Origin of the sequence: Cohnella nanjingensis (assembly GCF_014212125.1) — a bacterium.
Classification (GTDB): domain Bacteria; phylum Bacillota; class Bacilli; order Paenibacillales; family Paenibacillaceae; genus Cohnella; species Cohnella nanjingensis.
On the sequence record NZ_JACJVP010000019.1, the window covers coordinates 42,848 to 62,972 of the forward strand.

General features: G+C 55.9%; 11 protein-coding genes. All 11 read left to right on the forward strand.

Features of this window, described 5'->3' with window-relative positions:
* Nucleotides 1–311 precede the first annotated feature (311 nt).
* The 11 genes from H7C19_RS35460 to H7C19_RS11380 all read left to right on the forward strand — a co-directional run bounded on the left by H7C19_RS35460 (nt 312) and on the right by H7C19_RS11380 (nt 20,002).
* The gene (locus tag H7C19_RS35460) at nt 312–3,428 is read left to right on the forward strand and encodes an ATP-binding protein (protein ID WP_185142756.1); all 3,117 of its coding nucleotides are present in this window, start codon (nt 312–314) and stop codon (nt 3,426–3,428) included.
* Complete coding sequence (locus H7C19_RS11335; protein WP_185142757.1) at nt 3,425–4,540, forward strand: BTAD domain-containing putative transcriptional regulator; 1,116 nt, start codon at nt 3,425–3,427, stop codon at nt 4,538–4,540. The genes H7C19_RS35460 and H7C19_RS11335 overlap by 4 nt, the downstream gene beginning before the upstream one ends.
* A gap of 203 nt (nt 4,541–4,743) precedes the next feature.
* Nucleotides 4,744–9,552: an S-layer homology domain-containing protein gene (locus tag H7C19_RS11340; RefSeq protein WP_185142758.1), complete on the forward strand. Its 4,809-nt coding sequence runs from the start codon at nt 4,744–4,746 to the stop codon at nt 9,550–9,552.
* A gap of 180 nt (nt 9,553–9,732) precedes the next feature.
* Nucleotides 9,733–10,089, forward strand: coding sequence for a nucleotide excision repair endonuclease (locus tag H7C19_RS11345; RefSeq protein ID WP_185142759.1), 357 nt, complete (start codon nt 9,733–9,735; stop codon nt 10,087–10,089).
* Nucleotides 10,090–10,492: 403 nt separating this feature from the next.
* Nucleotides 10,493–12,214 carry a cache domain-containing sensor histidine kinase gene (locus H7C19_RS11350; protein WP_185142760.1) on the forward strand — a complete coding sequence of 574 codons (1,722 nt, stop codon included), beginning with the start codon at nt 10,493–10,495 and terminating at the stop codon, nt 12,212–12,214.
* A gap of 18 nt (nt 12,215–12,232) precedes the next feature.
* A complete protein-coding gene (locus H7C19_RS11355) occupies nt 12,233–13,531 on the forward strand; it encodes a response regulator transcription factor (RefSeq protein WP_185142761.1) in 1,299 nt (432 codons plus the stop codon).
* A gap of 326 nt (nt 13,532–13,857) precedes the next feature.
* Nucleotides 13,858–15,360: an extracellular solute-binding protein gene (locus H7C19_RS11360; protein ID WP_221469193.1), complete on the forward strand. Its 1,503-nt coding sequence runs from the start codon at nt 13,858–13,860 to the stop codon at nt 15,358–15,360.
* An 82-nt stretch (nt 15,361–15,442) separates the two neighbouring features.
* Entirely contained in the window at nt 15,443–16,393 is a 951-nt protein-coding gene (locus tag H7C19_RS11365) for an ABC transporter permease (RefSeq protein WP_185142763.1), read from the forward strand.
* A 16-nt stretch (nt 16,394–16,409) separates the two neighbouring features.
* Nucleotides 16,410–17,300 (forward strand): carbohydrate ABC transporter permease, encoded by an 891-nt coding sequence (locus H7C19_RS11370; protein ID WP_185142764.1) that lies wholly within the window; start codon nt 16,410–16,412, stop codon nt 17,298–17,300.
* A 55-nt stretch (nt 17,301–17,355) separates the two neighbouring features.
* A complete protein-coding gene (locus tag H7C19_RS11375; RefSeq protein WP_185142783.1) occupies nt 17,356–18,474 on the forward strand; it encodes a glycosyltransferase WbsX family protein in 1,119 nt (372 codons plus the stop codon).
* Nucleotides 18,475–18,853: 379 nt separating this feature from the next.
* Nucleotides 18,854–20,002 (forward strand): DUF6688 domain-containing protein, encoded by a 1,149-nt coding sequence (locus H7C19_RS11380; protein WP_185142765.1) that lies wholly within the window; start codon nt 18,854–18,856, stop codon nt 20,000–20,002.
* The last annotated feature ends 123 nt before the right edge of the window (nt 20,003–20,125 follow it).

Genomic DNA, 20,125 nt, shown 5'->3' on the forward strand with positions numbered 1-20,125 from the left:
GTCTAACCCGTCCCGAAAGGGGCGGGTTTAGTTACTTCGATTTAATATATCGCAAACTCAAAAATCCCGTCAAATCAACAACTTTAGTCTAATATAAATTAGCTGGGATCTTTAATCTTACTTTATCGCCATCAAGAGTTACTCCCATTTTTCAGGCGATCCGGCCAGCGGCGGCGCTGTCGCGATTTGTCGGTTTTCCGCGCAAAAACAGATGCGGTCTTCCTGATCCTGGGTTATAGTTAGAGAACGCGCGAACGCAGGGCTCGTCGTCAAACTCCCCGCGCGCTTATTCGCCCAAAGGAGCAGGTCCCGTGCTCAAAAGGTTTGTCGTCATCCTCCTGATCGGCTTGCTCGCGTTCTCGCTCATCCCGATCTCCTATCTCGGCGATCGCTCTCCTAACCGACCGGAGCTCCGGGCCCGCCATGGCGTGCTGGATCTGTCCGCTTGGCACCCCGAGCGGGACAAGCGCATCCCGCTGGACGGGGAATGGGAGTTCTACTGGAACCGGCTGCTCGGTCCCGAAGCTTTCGCATCGGCGGACGAGGCCCGGCCGCTCGGGCCGACCTTGATGAAGGTGCCGTCGGCGTGGAAGGGCAAGCACGCGGACGGTCTCGTCCTGCCCGCATACGGCAGCGCCACCTATCGGCTCACGTTGACGAATCTCCCCCACGCGGGCGTCTATGCCCTGAAAAAAACGAATATCCGGTTCGCCAGCGCAGTCTTCGTGAACGGTCAACCTCTTTTTGCAGACGGACATACGTCCCTGGACGCCTCGGGCTACCGCATGGGCAACACCTCCCAGTTCGGCGCTTTTTCGGCGGACGGCTCCTCGGTCGAGATTATCGTCCAAGTCTCCAATTTTAATTACACGAACGGCGGCATTCCCGTCTCCCTCTATTTCGGCGAGCAGGCACCGATGATCGGCGCCCAGCAGCAGGGCGTCGCGCGCGAATATACGATTCTCGCGATCCTTTGCACGCTCGCGTTGATCTATTTCTTCTGCTTTATCGCCACATCGGTCTATCGCAACAAGGATTACTCCTACTTGGCGTTTGCCGTCATCTGCCTGCTGTACGCGGTATACAACGGCTTGACCGGAGAACGCCCGCTGCTCCTCTTCCTCAAGGACGTCCCTTACGAGACGATCTACCGGATCAAGGACATCAGCTCGATCGCCTGCTTCATCATTCTGACGGTCGTTACGTATCGGTTGCAGAAGAACGTCGTCTCTCTGAAGCTCGCGCAGGCCGCGGGCATCGTGCTCGCCGTATTCATGGCGATGGCGGCGGTGCTGCCGATCCGCGTATACGTCCCGATCCAGAGCTACGTGATCGTGGTTTACGAGTTGATGATGCTCTGGCTGCTGCTCCGGGTTGCCTGGCTCTACGTGACGGGCGCGGGGAGCGGCCGCACGCTGTCCTTGCTGCTGTATACGGCAATCTTGTGCATCAACCTGTATTCGCTGGACGTCATCCTGTTCGCGTTTTCTCTTAAGCGCAGCTTCTGGCCCGGCCAAATCTATCTCGTCCTGTTCAACGTCATCCTGATCTTCCTGGTCGTCCTGCGATTTTTCGAATCTTATCATACGATCGAAAAGATGAAGGACCAGCTGGTCCGGCTGGACAAGGTCAAGGACGACTTTTTGTCCAATACGTCGCACGAGCTGAAGACGCCGCTGAACGCGATCGTGAGCATCACGGACACCTTGCTGCGGGGCATCGGCGGCCCGCTGAGCGAAGCGCAGGCGCAAAATCTGTCCATCGTGATGGGGAGCGGGCGCAAGCTGACCCATCTGGTGAACGAACTGCTCGACTATTCGAAGATGAAGAACGGCGATATCGCGCTGTATCGGAATCCCGTCGATCTGAAGGCGGCGGTCGACGCCGTCGTCCGCATTCATCAGTTTCTGCTCGGAGGCAAGCCGGTCGCGATCGAGAACGGCATCCCGGACGGATTTCCGCCCGTCTGGGCCGACGGCAACCGGCTGATGCAGATCCTTCACAATCTGATCGGCAACGCGATCAAGTTCACGGACCGCGGATCGGTCCGCGTCACCGCCCGGGCCGGCCGCGAACGCGCGGAGATCCGCGTGGCGGATACGGGCGTCGGCATCGCGCCGCAGATGCAAGAGCGGATCTTCCTCGCCTTCGAACAGGCGGACGTCGCGAATGCGAAGCACGCCGGCGGTACCGGTCTCGGCCTCAGCATCACCCGCAAGCTGGTGGAGCTGCACGGAGGGGAGATCCGCGTGCAGTCCGTTCTAGGCGAGGGGGCGACTTTTGCGTTCACGCTGCCGCTGTCGGAGGCCCCCGCCGCGGGCGCATCCGCGGAGATGGCGGCGGCGATCGAGCCCATGCTCGGAGCAACGCCTCTCGCGCATGCGGAATACCCGATTCGGATCCGGGGACCGATCGGCGAGACGATCCTCGTGGTGGACGACGACTTCGCCAATCTGCAGTCGATGATCAATCTGCTCAGCCTGGAAGGGTATTCCGTCGTCGTGGTACACCGCGGGCGCTTGGCCTTGGAGGAGCTGGCCGGCCCGACGAATTTCGCCTTGGTCATCCTGGACATCATGATGCCGGATCTGTCGGGCTACGAGGTGCTGAAGCGGGTGCGGGAGCGGTACTCGCCGCTCGAGCTGCCGGTGCTGATGCTGACCGCCAAGGACCGGGGAGCCGACGTGCGGCTGTCGATGGAAAACGGGGCGAACGATATCGTCGGCAAGCCGTTCGAAGCAGAAGAGCTCGTGGCCCGCGTCCGCAGCCTGACCAAGCTGAGAGCTTCGGCGAAGGACGTCAAGCAGGCGGAGATCGCCTTCCTGCGTTCGCAGATCAAGCCTCATTTTCTGTACAACGCCCTGAACGCCATCGCCGAACTGTGCGTCGTGGCGCCGCTTCAGGCGGAAACGCTGACGCTGGAGCTGTCGCGGTACTTGCGCAGCAGCTTCGACTTCAAGCAGCTCGACTCGCTGACGACCTTGGCGAACGAGCTGGAGCTCATCCGGGCGTACGTGCAGATCGAGCAAGCTAGATTCGGCTCACGATTGCAGGTGACCTACGATTTGGATGCCGATCCCGCGGTCCTCATTCCTCCGCTCATCCTGCAGCCGCTGGTCGAGAACGCGATCCGGCACGGCGTCATGTCCAGACCCCAAGGGGGCAAAGTCGTCGTCCGCGTTCTCGAAACGGAAGCGGGGCTTCACATGGCCATCGAGGACGACGGCTGCGGCATGAGCGAACGAATGGTGGCGGAAGTGTTGCGCGCGGATGCGGACAAAAACGGGGTAGGGCTGTGGAATATCGGACAGCGCATCCGACTCCTGTACGGGGCGGAGCTCCGCATCGAGAGCCGGGAAGGCGCAGGGACGCGCATCTCGTTCGATCTTCCCGCGCAGCACGGAATCGGAGAGGAGGCAGGCACATGATTCGCGCGATGATCGTGGACGACGAAGAGCTGTCGATTATGCGGCTCGGCCGCATCCTGGCCGAAAGCCGGGAGGTGGAGGTGTGCGGGACGTTTCAAGATCCCGCGGAAGCCTATCGCTACGCCGGCAAACATCCGGTCGACGTGGCGTTTTTGGACATCTCGATGCCGAAAATCGACGGGATGCGGCTGTCGGACCTGCTGTCGGATTTGAACGCGGGGATCGCGACGGTCTTTGTCACCGGCTATGACGAATACGCGGTGGAGGCCTTTGAACGGAGCGCGGTCGACTACCTGATGAAGCCGGTGACCGCCGAGCGGTTGGGCAAGACGCTGAGCCGGCTGCGCGGGCGCTCCCGCGGTCCGGCCGTCGAAAAGGCGCTGGAGATCCGGCTGTTCGGGGGGCTTCAAATCGGGCTGTGGCTGCCGGACAACAGCCGCGAGACGGTCAAGCTGCGGAGTCCGAAGACGGAGGAGCTGTTCGCCTATCTCGTCTGCCGGAGCGCGGCGAGCCGGGAGGAGATCGTAGACGCGTTGTGGCCGGATCTGCATCCCGACAAGGCGCTCAACAATCTGAACACCAACCTCTACTACATTCGGAAAGCGCTCGGGGGCGCCAATGCCTCCGCCTGCATCCAGTCCGACCGAAACGAAGTGCGCATCGACAAGAACCTCGTGTTTTGCGACCTGTACGCGTTTCAGCAGATGTCCGAGCAAATCCGGCTCAATCCGAGGCACGATCCGGAGCTGTTCCGGCAGGCGGAAGCGCTGTATGCGGGAGAGTTGTTGAACGGGAGGCCGTACGAATGGGCTGCCGAGTTCGCGCGCAGGCTCGAGCGGGATCGACTCGAGCTGCTGGAGCGCGCGGCCAGATACGAGAAACGGCACGGCGAGCTTCCGCAAGCGCTGCGTTATTACGAAGAAATGCTGAAGGCGGACCCCATCCGAGAGGATATTCACCAGGAGGTCGTCCGGCTGTATCTCGCGATGGGCCGAAACCACGAGGCGCTGCGCCAATATCGGGAGCTCGAGACGATCATGCGCCGCGAGCTCGGCACCGGTCCGGATCCCGCGCTTTTGGACCTCCTCCGCCGCGCGATCGAGCCGTCCTAATCGGCGGGACCGAGAACCCTCGAAGCCTTGAATCGTCTTGGACGATTCGAGGCTTTTTGACGTTCGGGGCTGCAGGGCTTGTTTATCGTTTGTTTAGAGCGGTTTTGTATGATGGAGTCGACCTTTGTCGGAGTTCGTCTTTTTTTGCCATCGCGGACGAACTTTCGCCAATGAAGATTCTTATTCCTACAGGGGGAGACACCATGTTCAAAGGAAAGTTGATGAAAAGGGGAGTCAGCTTGTTCGCGCTCGTCGCATTGCTGCTGACGCTGCTGCCGCCTCTGCCAGCGGGAGCCGCGCCGGATGTGCCTGCTTATCCGGATTCCTATTACAAAGCTTACTTGCCCGGCACCAACGAAAAAATCCACGTGGTCGATATGGGGACGGGGGGGATCGAAGCCGACAAAATTCAAATCGACGGCTCTCCCGTAAACTCCGGGGTGAACCCGAACGGCAAACAAGTCCTTATCTCCGCCAGGCGCTCGGATGAGTCGGGCGCGGTCTACGTCGTCGATCCGGCGACGGATGAGGTCGTCACGTCGATCCCAGTTGGGCGCTACCCGGGGAGCATCACCTTCACTCCGGACGGCAGCCGGGCGTTCGTGGCCAATGAAACGGACCAAACGGTCTCCGTCATCGATACGGAGAAGCTGTCCGTCGTCCGTACGCTGCAAGTGTCATCGACGCCGACTGCGATCGTCGTTGTGGGGCCTCACCTGTACGTCGTTTGCAGCAGCATCATCTTGCAGGGAGTTCCTCAACCAGCCAGCATCGGGATATTCGATGCGGCCACGGGGAGCTATGTCCAGTCGATCCCAGTCGGCGTCTTCTATACGACCAACGCTTCCGTCGATCCGAACGGGACTTACCTCTATATGGCGGACAAACCAGGGAATCAGGTCAGGGTGCTCGATCTGCGCACCGGCCGATTCGATGAGCCGATTCCGGTCGGTCGTGGACCGGAGTCTTCGGAAATTACGCCGAACGGCAGATTCCTCTACGTGTCCAACGGCACTGGCAATTCCATCTCGGTGATCGACACGCAAACCCGGGTTGAAATAGCTACGATCCCGTTCGATAATTGCCCTTCGAGCGGCTGCCAGACGAGAGCGATGGCCATTTCCCCGGACGGCAAATTCGTATACGCGCCTACGCCGAACCGGGAGAAAACGTTCGTCATCGACACCGCCACGAACCAAATCACGAAAGAACTGTTCAATACGTTCGATTCGGTAAGCGGGACGTTCGCGATCACGACATTCTTGGCGGCGCAAGCCCCTTCCGTCGCGCCGTTTTCCGGCGGAGACGGTACGGAGGAAGATCCGTATCTCATCTCCACGCCGGAGCAGCTGCAGAACGTGAACAATTATTTGAGCGGCTATTTCAAGCTTGACGCGGATATCGATCTGCAACCGTATCTGTCCAGAGGCCATGCTGGATACAACCGCGGGAAAGGCTGGAAGCCGATCGGCATCTCCGACAACTTCCGCAACTTTGCCGGCGTCTTCGACGGGGACGGCCATACGATTTCCAATTTGTCCATCGATCGCAACGAACCGGAGGTCGGATTGTTCGGATTTATTCGCCCGTTAGGCAAGATTCGCAATTTGAACCTGGCCAACGTCAACGTCAAAGGGGACTACCGCGTCGGCGGGCTGGTCGGGCGCACGGTGGGGGCCGATCTTCAGCGCGTCTCCGCGGGAGGACAAGTTAAGGCTTCGGGTGAGCTCGGCACAGCCGGGGGGCTGGTCGGCATGTCCGAAGCGACCGTCATCCGGAACGCCTACTTCCGGGGGCAGGTAGCAGCGGACGATAAAGCGGGCGGCCTCGTCGGCTATGGCAACGGGGCTACAATTGATCGTGCCTATGCCGCCGCGACCATCGACACGCCCATATCGTTTAGTATTCAAAAGGGTCCGCTCGTCGGATCGGGCATTCCAAGGTCGATCGTGAAATCCTACTTTAATAGCGATATGTATACAGGGCCGGTACCGGACGGCTCGCTCGGCCAAACCACTGAAGCCATGAAGCAGCAGGCTACATTCGCGGACTGGGACTTCACCGGGGTGTGGAAGATCGATCCGCCGGTTAATGAAGGGTATCCGTTCTTGATTTGGCCGCGAATCGTGCCGGCGGAATTCGCAGGCGGCGACGGGTCGGCCGAGCATCCGTACGAGATCGCGAACGGGGAGCAACTGGACAAGGTGCGCCAATATCTGGACAAGCACTTCGTGCTCGTCAGCGATATCGATCTGAACATCGCTCCCTTCAATACAGGCGAGGGATGGAAACCGATCGGTGGAGAGGCGCCTTTCCGGGGAACGTTCGACGGCCGCGGCTTCCAGATTCGCAACCTGTTCATTGCTTCCGACAAAGCGGGCCTGGGTTTGTTTAACGCCTTGCAGGGAGCGGAAGTCCGTAACGTCGATCTCGTCGACGTCCGCATCAAGGAAAGCACTTCGGGCGCGGGAAGACAGGTAGGGGCTTTGGCAGGCTATGCCGAGCAGTCGATCGTTTCCGGCGTTCAGGTCACCGGGGAGATTTACGGCCGCAAAACAATAGGGGGATTAATCGGCATGGTCTCCAAGGGCGTTACCATCGAAAATTCCTCGTCCTCAGCCTCGATTGTGGCACAGAACTCGGAAATCGGCGGATTAGTCGGATATATCGAAGGCTATGACATGAATACGGGGAACGTGATCAGTTTCATCAAGAATAGCTATGCCACCGGTTCGGTGTCGGGCTCCGATAGCGTAGGGGGGCTGATCGGGCTCGGATGGGGCGTTCGAATCGAGAACGCATACGCATCCGGCAACGTTTCGGGAACTACGAACGTCGGCGGCTTGGCAGGAATTGTAAGCAACGCCTGGATGGATCGCGTCTTTGTCCCGGACAATCTCGTCACGGGCGCAGATGCGGTAGGCGGATTCGTCGGCCTTTCCATAGCGGGCAAGTATGTCAATACGTATACCCGAGCTAACGTGACGGGCGAGACGCAAGTGGGCGGCTATATCGGCCTCCTCGATCGATGGCATGAGATCAGCTACAGCTATGCAGCCGGACATCTCGCGGGGGTCGCTTCTTCCACCTATGGGTTCGCTTATGCGAGCGAAGAGGTGAACGAGGGCTCGCACTTCAACCAGCTGTACTTCGACGAAACCTTGTCGGGTCTTGGCCGGCAAGACGGAGAGATCGGCAGCAATGCCTCGTCGGACATGATGAAGGACGCCGAACTGATCCTCTCTAAAGGCTGGGATCTGGGCGGCACTTGGTCGCTCGATCCTCAGCGCAACGACGGTTATCCGTATCTGCAGGTTTTCGGGGTTCGCGTGCCGCTCTTTGAGCCCGCCCCGACAGCCGTGCCGGGCAGCGCCGCAGGCACGACGAAGATTCCTTCGGTAACCGTCGCTGACGGGCATCGGATTTTCGTGCTCGTCTCGTCGAGCCCGATCGGGCGACCGTACGTAGGCGATCCCTTGCCGACTGGCGGCACGATGATTCGGGATTACGTGCCGGGCCACGATATCCCCGAAGTGCAAGCCGGGGACTATGTGGGCGTGTATGAAGTAGACGGCAACGGCAACATCGTGCGTTTCGGCGGGATTACGCTGACGAAATCGGCGATCCAGCCGTCGGATAGCGGCCCGACCGATCCGACAGATCCGACCGATCCGACAGATCCGACCGACCCGACGGGACCTTCCGGCCCTAGCGGTCCGAGCATGCCGTCCGGTCATTCCCAACCGGCCGATCCGGCCGGCACCTCGGTGGACATTCTGGTGAACGGCAAGTCGGAGAGCGCGGGCACGGCGGCGACGTCGACCCGCAACGGCCAATCGGTGCTCACGATCTCGATCGACGAGCAAAAGCTCGAGGCGAAGCTCGCCGCCGAGGGCAGCGGCGCGCTCGTCGCCGTTCCCGTCCGGGCCAAGGCCGACGTGATCGTCGGGGAGCTGAACGGCCGGATGATCAAGAGGATGGCCGACAAGGCGGCCATCCTCGAGATCCGAACCGAGGGCGCCACGTACACGATTCCGGCGCTGCAGCTGGACATCGAGTCGCTGGCGAAGCGGCTTGGCGCTTCCGTCGCGCTGGAGGACATCAAGCTCCAAGTCGAGATCGCCGCGCCGACGGCCGGCCGGTTGCAGGCGGTGCAGGACGCGGCGGATCGCGGCAAGTTCATCTTGGCGCTGCCGCCGGTCGAATTTACGATCCGAGGCATCTACAAGGATACGGTTCTTGACCTCTCGTCCTTCCACGCCTACGTGAAGAGGACGATCGCCCTTCCGGACGGGGTCGATCCCGCCAAGATCACGACGGGCGTCGTCGTCGATCCGGACGGCAGCGTGCGCCACGTCCCGACGAAGATCGAACGGATCGACGGCAAGGACTACGCCACGATCAACAGCCTGACCAACAGCACGTACGCGGTCATCTGGAACCCGGTCGCCTTCACGGATATGGCGGCGCATTGGGCGAAGGATGCCGTGAACGAGATGGGCTCGCGCATGGTGCTGAACGGCACGGGAGACGGCCGCTTCAGCCCGGATCGCAACATCACGCGCGCCGAGTTCGCCGCCATCGTCGTGCGCGCGCTGGGACTCCGTCCGGAAACCGGAACGGCGCCGTTCTCCGACGTGCGCGCTTCGGATTGGTATGCCGGCGCGGTAAGCGCGGCCCATGCCAATGGACTGATCAACGGCATGGCGGACGGCACGTTCCGCCCGAACGACAGCATCACCCGCGAGCAAGCGATGGCGATTCTGGCTAACGCGATGAAGCTCACCGGTCTCCAGGCGAAGCTGCCTCCCGTCAGCGTCGAAGAGCGGCTGCAGCCGTTCGCGGACGCGAAGGACGCGTCGGCTTGGGCAACCGCGGGCATCGCCGACAGCGTGCAGGCCGGCGTCGTGACGGGCAGAGGCCCGGCGTCGCTCGCGCCCAAAGCGCCGGTGACCCGGGCGGAAGTCGCCGCGATGATGCAGCGTCTGCTCGTGAAGTCCGAGTTGATTTAATCGAGGTTTAGCGGTTTCGGCTCCGTTTGACGGCCGAGTCGTTCGGGGGAATTCCCCGGTCGACAGGGGTCGTTCCGAAGTTATATTCGGAACGGCCCCATTTTTTTTAGCGAGGGATGCTCATGGCGTCGGGAATTGTGATAGTATTTATGTTTAAAGAGAAAAGGAAGTGCAACGAATTTGATTAACATTACGATACCAACGCCGGATGTTACCATTCATAAGCAGGTTGCTCCCGAGCTGAGCAACATTTACGGGTTTACCGATTTCCACCTGATCACGAGAGAAACGGGCGGAATCTTTATGTTTTACAACGCCAAGGATGAACTATTGTTTGTAGGGAAAGCAAGAAAGCTAAGACCGAGGATCAAGAAGCATTTCGAAGATACCGTATCCCCGATGAAAAATCATCGTGACGAAGTAACGAAAATCGAAGTTTGTGTTGTGGAGGACCCCCTCGACAGAGAAATTTACGAGACCTATATCATTAATACTTTGCAGGCGAAATACAATGTTGAAAAAGTTTTATTTAGATAAGAGGAACCGTGCGAAACTCCAGGTTACTTAAGGCCTTGGCGATTCCGTATATGTCTGGTGAAGCCCGATGGAACTCATGTCCTCGGGCTTTTTTGTACAAAGGATTTGTGATTGCAGGGGATGTACGAATCGCGTGGGCAACGGCTCATGTACTCAGATGCGGCTCCGCTTCGAACTTCACCCGTTCTGCAGGTAAAAAAATGAATGGACCGTAAAGAAATGATGATATGAAAACGATTAATTCCGTTCTATAATGTAAACACATGAGGAACGTGCATGGATAAGAAAGCTTCATACACCCCAACCCTCCCGATTGCGACTGCTAAACGTACAGGAAAGCCCAAGCCGCCAAAGGTCCAGGGCTTTTTCTCATGTCGATTGTAGATAAGGAGAGAGATGCCCTTTGAAGGTAGTCGGCTTTTGGCGAAGATCGATATTTATGCGGCTGGTCCTTACCTTTCTGATCATTATGGTACCGCTGTATGGCATCGGCATCAGCATGTACAAGTGGGGCGTGACCGCGATCAAAAGGGAAATTCTCAATACAAAGGCGGCGCAGATGTCCTACTATTTGGATAAAATCGAAAAGGAGATCCAGGGACTTAAGCTGGTGCAGTCTGATGCGCTTTACAATGACGATATTAACCGGCTCGCCAATAGTGATTCGTTCATGGACAATTACGAACGCGGCTATTATTTGAACAAACTGCAGCAGAGGCTGAGCGCGATTAAAAACGGTAGTAATTACATTGAAAATGTAATCGCTTACATACCCTCCGTTCGACGAACGATTCCTGCAGAAGGCAGTATAGGAGATTTGCAAGAGACGGATTTGAAACGGATGACCCTCTTCGACAGCTCGACGCCTTCGCAGTTGGTTTATAGCGATGAGCATCTCTTTCTTAACGCTTTTTTTCCGCCGAACTACATCAAGGAGAGCCTCCAGCCTTTGTATGCTGTGCTGATCAAGCTATCCCTCCCTCAACTGAAGGAGTCGCTACAGCAATTCAATCTGAACGAGAATAGCGGTTCGTTCCTTATGGACGCCCGCAAGCATTTGCTGATTTCAGACAGTGTAGCTACACCGACTCAGGAACGCATCCGCTTCATGGTAGGCAATTCCGACAGCGGCCGAGGTTCAGTTACTGTACAAGGCAAGCCTTATCTTTATATTTATAGCACTTCATCTTATCTGGGTCTTACACTGGTCAGCTATATTCCAGAGAGCGCTCTGTTTGCCGGACTGAGAAAATACGAATCCTCGTTCTGGCTGCTTTCGATTGCCGTACTATTGATCATCATTCTTTTTTCGCTGGCGATTCTCCGCTTTATCAGGATGCCGCTGTATACCCTGATCAGAGGTTTTAAACGGCTTGAGAACGGAGACATGGATTTCACGATCGGCCATCGATTTGTAGACGAGTTTGGGTTTCTCTATGACAGATTCAATTCGATGCTTGGGCGGTTGCGAGCGCTGATCGACCAGAACTATAAGCAGACCATCATGGTGCAGCGGGCGGAGCTGAAGCAGCTGCAAGCCCAAATCAACCCTCATTTTCTCTATAACAGTTTTTTTATCCTATACACGATGACCAAGCGGGGCGAATATGAGCAATTAATGAAATTTCAGCTTCAGCTGGGCGAGTATTTCCAATTCGTAACCCGAAATGCTTCGGATGAGGTAACCCTGGAGCAGGAAGTAAACCACGCGCGAACCTATTGCGACATACAGTCCATACGATTCTCCAACAGAATTCGGGTGGAGTTCGGCGAACTGCCGCCGGCCTATACAAACGTAATTGTGCCGCGGTTAATTCTGCAACCCATTCTGGAGAACGCTTTCGAGCATGGTCTGGAGAATCTGGAAGAGAACGGTCTCTTGAACATCCGGTTCCTTCCGGAGCAAGACGGATTGCGTATCGAAGTAGCGAACAACGGAGCGCCGATGACGGACGAGCAGCTCCGCAAGTTCGAGTCCGATATCGAATCAAACGAACATGCGGAAGTCACGGGCTTGCTCAATATACACCGGCGGATCAGGCTGCTTCTCGGGAACGAGAGCGGGCTCTGCATGGCAAGCGGCAAGTTCGGCGTCGTTGTGACCATTCGGTTGACAACGAACTGAATAAGAAGGGGGATCCCCATGTATACGCTTTTGATTGTCGATGATGAACCGATTATCGCCGACGGATTATATGAAGAATTCAAAGAGTGCGGCGAATGGGAAATGGATGTGCATCGCGTCTACTCCGGGAAAGGAGCGCTCGAACTATTGGGCCGGATGAAAGTCGATATAATCATATCGGACATTCGTATGCCCGGTCTGGATGGAATCGGATTGCTTCATCATGTTAAAAGCAGTTGGCCCTCCTGCCGTGTGATCTTTCTGACCGGTTATAAGGAGTTTGACTATGCGCACCGCGCCATGGAGCACGGCGCAGTCCGATATATTCTGAAAACGGAAGGGTATGGCAAGGTCATGGAGGCCGTTGGGCAGACCATAGCGGAGATTGAGCGGTCGCTTCGCGCCGAAGCGCTGATCGCCGAGGCGGAAGAAAGGCTTCAGGCGTGGAACGAGATGATGTTGCAGGACATGCTGGCAGCCGCGCTGTGCGGAGAGATGGAGGCCGGTCCCGATATTGCCGAAGAGTTGATGCGGCTCGGCATGCCTCTCCATCCCTTTAAGCCGATCTGGATGGCCGTCTGCCGCTTTGACGCGCCATTCCCGCCAGTTCCGTCCGGATATAGGGCCAGGAAGGCAGCGGTCGAGACGATCCGTCTGATTGCCGAGCGGTATTTTTCGCCGCTTGTGGAGAGCGTCATGACCGCTTCCGGATCACATCTAATGGCATGGCTCCTGCAGGCGAAAAACACAAGCAACGGGTCTGAAGTCTCCGACCATCGAGAGGAGCAAATCGGACTGTTCATCCGCGAAACGCTCGAAACGATCCAAAGGGCCGCAAAGGAAACGATCGGACGGACGGTTTCGTTTGCGGTCAGCACGGAGACGATCGAATGGGAGCGAATTGCGGAAGCGAATCAATCGCTCGCTCTCCTGCTTGATTACCGATTGGGCGCAGGGACGGAGATGCTGCGTACCGATAAGCAGGAGGCTCGGTCCCAGGATATCGTCACCAAAGTCAAAGTCTATATCGACGCGCATCTTCACGAGGATATTTCCCTTGTGAGGCTTGCGGATCTGGTTCATTTCAATCCGACCTATCTGTCCCGCTTCTTTAAACAACAAACCGGTCTTAACCTTTCCGAATTCATCCAGACGGTCCGGTTAGACCGGGCCAAGCAGCTGCTGGCCGATTCCGAGAACCGCATCAACGACATTGCAGCAACGCTCGGGTACGGTTCCGCTTCGAACTTTGCTCGTTCCTTCAAGAAGCTGACGGGTCTTGCCCCCCAAGAATACAGGGATGCATTTTGCAGGTAAACAAATGAATGGGCCGTAAAGAAATGATGATATGAAAACGCTTCAATCCTTTCTATAATGTAAGCACAGTGGCCACTGTAAATCATGATTAAAGGGGAACGTGCATGGAAAAGAAAGCTTCATACCCCAAAATCCTCGCGACTGCCGTCCTAACGGCTGCCATTCTGGTTCTTGCTGCCTGCAGCGGTAACCATACAACGAACAATGAAAGCGATCGTTCATCGCAAGCAAGCCAAACATCGAACGACAACACGGGGGAAGCTGCCGTCTCCAAGGCGGAGGACGCGAAAGGGAAATACGATTCTCCGATTACCGTTACATCGGTTATGGGCTTAAGCGATCAGGTGCAGAAATCCGTCGCCATCAAGCCGGATGTTGTGAACGACAACATATGGACCCGCGGCTATGAGAAGGAATTGGGCATCAAGATTAAATACCTTTGGACGGTACCAGGGGCGCAGATGGAACAAAAAATGAACGTGGCCATTTCTTCAAACGATTTGCCGGACATCATCCCTGCCAATCCCCGTCAATTTAAGATGCTGGTTGATACCGGTGTCGCTATGGATATCACGCAGCTGTTTGATCAGTACGCCTCCGATTTCACAAAGAAAATGATGGAAGCCGACAAGAACATCGGTTTGAATCAGGCGACTGTGGAAGGCAAACTCATGGGTATCCCGCAACTGAATGGGGCCATTGATGCGGCATCGATGATTTGGATTCGGGCGGATTGGCTGAAAAATCTCGGTCTGGAGCCTCCAAAGACGATAGACGACGTCATGAAAATCGCGGAGGCTTTCACTAAAAACGATCCGGACCGGAACGGAGCTAACGATACCTACGGACTTGGGCTCGTGAAGGACCTGATGGGCGGTTTTGCCGTGCTTGACGGTTTCTTCGAAGGCTATCACGGTTACGTGAACGGGTGGATCGATGACGGATCGGGCAATCTTGTCTTTGGGGGAATACAGCCGCCAATCAAGAGCGCGCTCGCCAAGCTGGCGGAAATGTACAAGAACGGATATATCGACAAGGAATTTTCCGTCAAAGACACCGCGAAGGTCGCCGAGTCGGTAACGGCCGGCAAGGTCGGCATGCTTTACGGCCAGCATTGGAACCCGTTCTACCCTCTGCAGGATGCGAAGAACAAGGACCCGAAAGCGGATTGGCAGGCGTTCCCGATTGTCTCCGTAGACAGCGTACCGGCCAAGCCGATGATTAACGGCTCTGCAGCCACGTTCTACGTAGTCAACAAGAAAATGAAAAACCCGGAAGCAGCGGTCAAGCTTTACAACTATTTCTATGCCAAAGACCCGGCGATCAGCCCGGATTTCGATCCCGCTTATCACGGCAAGAACGGCGAGCAAGAAAAAATACCGGATCAAAACTATCAATTGGCCACGATGACGTCGTTCTACCCGCAGCAGAACCTATTCATCCATCAGAGCGTGAACAAATATTTCAATGAAAAGGATCAATCGGTTTTGGAGAATTACTGGGTCAAGGATAACGTGGAACAGATCGAGAATTACAAAGCCGGCGATAATAAGCTCTGGAGCGGCTATGCTTGGGCAGGTCCCGACAACAGCGCGTTCAACGTGATCGAATCCTACGACAAGAATGATCTGTTCCTGCAAAACGGCTACATCAAAGCCGATACGGAGTCGACGACGCAAAAGGGAGCGACGCTTAACCAGATGCGCAGCGAGACGTTCACGAAAATCATTATGGGAGCGGCGCCCGTCGACGAGTTCGACGCTTACGTGACGAAATGGCGGAAGCTCGGCGGGGACGACATTACCAAAGAGGTCAACGCAGCCAAGTAAGGGAACGGCGACGAAGCCGGTTGGATGGATGAATGAATTTTCCTTTCAACCGGCTATAGATAGAACAAGGAGTGTAAAGGGAATGGCGAGTAGACAAACCGCGGCTCAAACCGGCGGCTATACCAAGCGTGCGCGTGCCGCAGCGAAATTCAGGCATCAGTTTCCGATGCATCTCATGCTGCTCCCCTGTATTCTGCTGGTCGCGGTCTTCAGCTATTATCCGATGGCCGGCATCCTGATCGCATTTCAGAACTACAATCCGACGAAAGGGTTCTTTAACTCGAAGTTCGTCGGCTTCGATAACTTTAACTATGTTTATGCCATGCCGGAGACGATGCAGGTGCTCTGGAATACGATCTTTATAGCGCTGCTTAAGATCGTTTTCGGGCTGCTCGTGCCCGTCCTATTCGCGATATTGCTTGATATGGTTCGCCGCAGCTTCGTGAAGCGATCCATTCAGACGCTGATTTATATTCCGCACTTTTTGTCCTGGGTCATCCTGTCGGGCATCCTGATCGATATTTTGTCGCCAACCGACGGCATCATCAATTTCATCCTGAAAGGGATCGGAATCGAACCGATTTTTTTTCTGGCAAACGAGAAAATATTCCCTTATCTCCTGGTCGCTACCGATGTTTGGAAGGAGTTCGGCTACGGGACGATTATTTATTTGGCGGCGATCACCTCCATCAACACCTTGCTCTACGAGGCTGCCGTCATGGACGGCGCCAGCCGTTTCCGCCAGGTGCTGCATGTAACCATTCCGGGCATCATGCCCATCGTTGTGCTAATGGCGACACTCAGTCTCGGCAATGTGCTGAACGCAGGCTTCGAGCAAGTGTTCAACTTGTACAGCCCCGTCGTATACAAGACCGGCGATATCCTGGATACGTTCGTTTATCGGATCGGATTGCAGAACAGCCAATATGGCGTCGCTACCGCGGTCGGGCTGTTCAAATCGGTCGTCTCGTTCGTGTTCATCGTCACGGGTTACAAGCTTGCCTCCAAATTTGCAGGCTATCGCATTTTCTGACAAAGGGGCGGGTATCATGCATCACCGAACGTTTGGCGGCAAAGTATTCGAAGGCGTAAATCACCTATTCCTTGCCGCCTGTGCGCTGCTATGTATTTTCCCGATTATCCACGTGTTGGCCGTGTCCTTCAGCGGCAGTACTGCGGCGGCTGCCGGACAGGTGACGCTCTGGCCGGTCGAATTCAACCTAAGCTCATATAAATATGCGCTTAACAATCCGCAGTTTCTCACCTCCTTCCTGATGTCGTTGGAGCGTGTCGCGCTCGGCTTGTCCGTCAATATGCTGTTAACCATTTTTGCGGCCTATCCTTTGTCCAAGGAACGCAGCGATCTGTATGGGCGGAATGCGTATTCGTGGTACCTGTTTATCACAATTATTTTCAGCGGCGGACTTATTCCCTGGTACATGACGGTGAAGCAGCTCGGCCTGATGGACTCCGTGTGGGCGCTGATTCTGCCGGGTGCGGTCCCCGTATTCAACGTCATCATTCTGCTTAACTTTTTCCGCCAGCTCCCGAAGGAGATCGGCGAATCGGCCTTCATCGACGGCGCGGGTCATTGGACCATTCTAAGCCGAATTTATTTGCCGCTCTCCAAGCCGGCTCTCGCGACATTAGTGCTCTTTACCTGCGTAGGGCACTGGAACGCTTGGTTCGACGGGCTGATCTTGATGAGCTCGCCGCATCACTATCCGCTGCAAACCTATCTGCAGACGATCATGATCAATCGCGATATGTCCCTGTTTACGACCGCCTCGCAGGAAGAACTCAAGATGCTGTCGGAAGTGTCCGACCGCACCTTGAAGTCGGCCCAGATTTTTATTGCTGCCGCCCCGATTCTGGCCGTGTATCCGTTCCTTCAGAAGTATTTTATGAAAGGAATTGTAGTAGGCAGCGTGAAGGGTTGACGTTAGTTTGGCAATCCTAGCTTCTCGTATATTGATGTAAGGAGGGCTTCGCATGATGAATAGGAATAACTATGATGTAGCCGCTTATGTCTGGCCGGCTTATACGGGTGACGAACCCCGAACGAGGATGTTCTGGCCGGAAGGAATCGGGGAGTGGCAGTCCGTCAAAAATGCCGCGAGAAAATTTCCGGAACACGATTGGCCGAGGAAACCGCTATGGGGGTATGTCAATGAAGCGGATCCTTATGTGATGGAAATGCAAATTAATGCCGCGGCAGACCACGGCGTCAATGTGTTTATCTATGACTGGTATTGGTATGACAAACGGCCTTTCTTGGAGCAATGTTTGAATAACGGATACTTGAAAGCACGGAACAATGACAGGGTTAAATTTTACTTGATGTGGGCCAATCACGACGTCAATCATACGTGGGATATCCGGCTATCTCATCTGCAGGATACGGTCATTTGGGAGGCGTCGGTGGATCGGCCCGAGTTCGAACGAATCGCCGATCGGTTGATCGCCGAATACTTCAAACACCCTTCCTACTACACCATCGACGGCAAGCCTGTATTTATGATTTACGATCTGGCCAATTTGATGAAGGGCTTGGGAGGAGCGGACGCAACCAAAGACGCGTTCGACTGGTTCCGCAACCGGGCGGTAGAGGAAGGGCTTCCGGGACTTCATCTTCAATTGACTCTGTGGAGCGAGATGAGCTTCAATCTTAGCGGCGTCGATGGCGGCAAAGAGGCTACGACAAGCGAAGTAGTCACGCTGCTGGGATTTGACAGCTTGTCCCACTATCAGTTTGTGCATTTTGCCGATATCGACAGAGACTATGAGGATATTATGAAGGATGTCGTTAAGGAATGGCAGCGAATTGACCAAACCTATGACATTCCTTATTTCCCGCATATCTCAATCGGATGGGACAACAATCCGAGATTTCAGGAATTCCGCCCCGGTATTGTAAGGCAGAACACGCCGGACCATGTGCAAAAGGCGCTTCAGTTGGCCAAGCAATATGCCGACGAGCATCCGGGACAACAGCCGTTAATCACCATTAACAGCTGGAACGAATGGACGGAAACCAGTTATCTTCAGCCGGATGACCGATATGGATACGGCTATCTGGAGGCCGTGAAGATAACCTTTAAAAAGGAGGTTTAACACCTGACGGCAATTGAATATCGCGAGAAAACAGCCCAACGATTTTAATATCTTTGGTCTGTTTTTTTGAGCAATAAATCACGAATTGAGCAGTCCTTTTGTTCAGCATTTTTCTAAATCAGCAGTAGGACAATGGCGCTCTTCGAGCGATACTGAGGGAGAAAGGAGGAGGTCGGAAGATTTGATCATGCAGGGTCTTTTTATTTTACGAGGGGCTCCCTCCCTCTACCAAAATGTTGAAACCGGGCGTTCGCCGCCGTCGTCTACCTTATGGTGGACGGCAAAAGGCGGGGTATTGCCCGGGGCCAGCGAAGCGGCAAGAGCGCCTGCCGGCCAATCCTGTCCTATTCATCGGTAGACAGAAAGGAGCCTCAGGCGTATGCTGCTGTTTTTTACTCCGTTTCTTCTCCTGGCGTTCGCCGCCTTCAGTAGGACGGTGATCGCATTCGCGCGAAAAGAGGGGAAAAGAGAACAAACGGCTTCCCGGATCTTCGATGGCATTCTTCTCTCGATCGCCTCGCTACTGCTGATTGTCGGCTTCGTCTTCGACCTGCATGGGGTGCCGGGCGGTGCACAGTTGAAAGTGTACTCGGACACCGGAGAGCCGATAGACGCATACGCTTCCTTGTCCCCCAAGCATAGCGCTGCAGTTTACATAGACTGGTTACTCGGCTTCTTTTCCTATTGGGCGCTGAGAATCTATCATCGGCGGCTGTCTCCGATCGTCTATACTTGCTGCAACGCATTTTTGGCGCTCTGCGTTTCACTGACCGCCGTCTATTTCTATCATACCGGCTTCACCATCTACGGTTTTAACGAGATCTTCTCCGTGCTGCTTATTCAAACCGGGAGTTTGACGTCCTGCCTGCTGTACTTGGCGCAGCTCAAGCGTTCGTTCGATGTATGGATGGCGTTCCAAAGGGAAGACGAGGTGGAGATAATGCCGTCCTGGCAGCGGCCGCTGTATCGCTTCATGCTGCGTCGCTGGACGTTTCCGGCGCTCTGGTTCGCACTGCTGTTCCCCGCTCAGCTTGCCGTCCAATTGCTTCTGGTCTTGTTCGGGCAGCGGCCGGACGGCGTCGTGCGGGCGTTTCTGGATACGAGCGGCTTCCACTTGTCGAGGCTGCCGGCGCCGCCGCCGGAATTGGTTGCGGGAGACGGCCATTATTTGTGCACCGTCGCCGCCCGGGGGCACCGCCTCCTGGTCAAACCGCTTCGGGCGGGAATCCGACACGGCGCGGCCATTCCGGTAAACCGACAGCTGATGATCGCCAACGCGTTCGAAAACGTGCTGGAACAGTACATGCCCGCCAGCCACCGGACGATTCGCCGCCTGTACGACAAGTACGGCTATCCGGTCAGCCGGCACATCCGCACGAAGGTGGCCGCAGATGCGATCTATGTGGCGATGAAGCCGCTGGAATGGCTATTCCTGCTCGTTCTGTATACGGTCGACGTCAGGCCAGAGAACCGGATTCATGTTCAGTACAGCGGATTCGGGAAAAAAGAACGGTCGACCGGACATTGAATGTACAGGGAATAGCGGAACGCAGCGGCGCCGTTCGCGGACAGCAGGCGTTTTGAAGTGGTGAGTTAAACGACGTTACAGAATAAAGTTTTGAAGCCGGAGCATTTGGACGAGCCTGAAAAT

Bases quoted from the DNA above. Each gene is read 5' to 3' on its own strand.
- H7C19_RS11365 (WP_185142763.1), top strand. From the start codon at position 15,443: ATGGCGAGTAGACAAACCGCGGCTCAAACCGGCGGCTATACCAAGCGT.
- H7C19_RS11375 (WP_185142783.1), top strand. From the start codon at position 17,356: ATGAATAGGAATAACTATGATGTAGCCGCTTATGTCTGGCCGGCTTAT.
- H7C19_RS11380 (WP_185142765.1), top strand. From the start codon at position 18,854: ATGCTGCTGTTTTTTACTCCGTTTCTTCTCCTGGCGTTCGCCGCCTTC.
- H7C19_RS11335 (WP_185142757.1), top strand. From the start codon at position 3,425: ATGATTCGCGCGATGATCGTGGACGACGAAGAGCTGTCGATTATGCGG.
- H7C19_RS11355 (WP_185142761.1), top strand. From the start codon at position 12,233: ATGTATACGCTTTTGATTGTCGATGATGAACCGATTATCGCCGACGGA.
- H7C19_RS11340 (WP_185142758.1), top strand. From the start codon at position 4,744: ATGTTCAAAGGAAAGTTGATGAAAAGGGGAGTCAGCTTGTTCGCGCTC.
- H7C19_RS11360 (WP_221469193.1), top strand. From the start codon at position 13,858: ATGGGCTTAAGCGATCAGGTGCAGAAATCCGTCGCCATCAAGCCGGAT.
- H7C19_RS11370 (WP_185142764.1), top strand. From the start codon at position 16,410: ATGCATCACCGAACGTTTGGCGGCAAAGTATTCGAAGGCGTAAATCAC.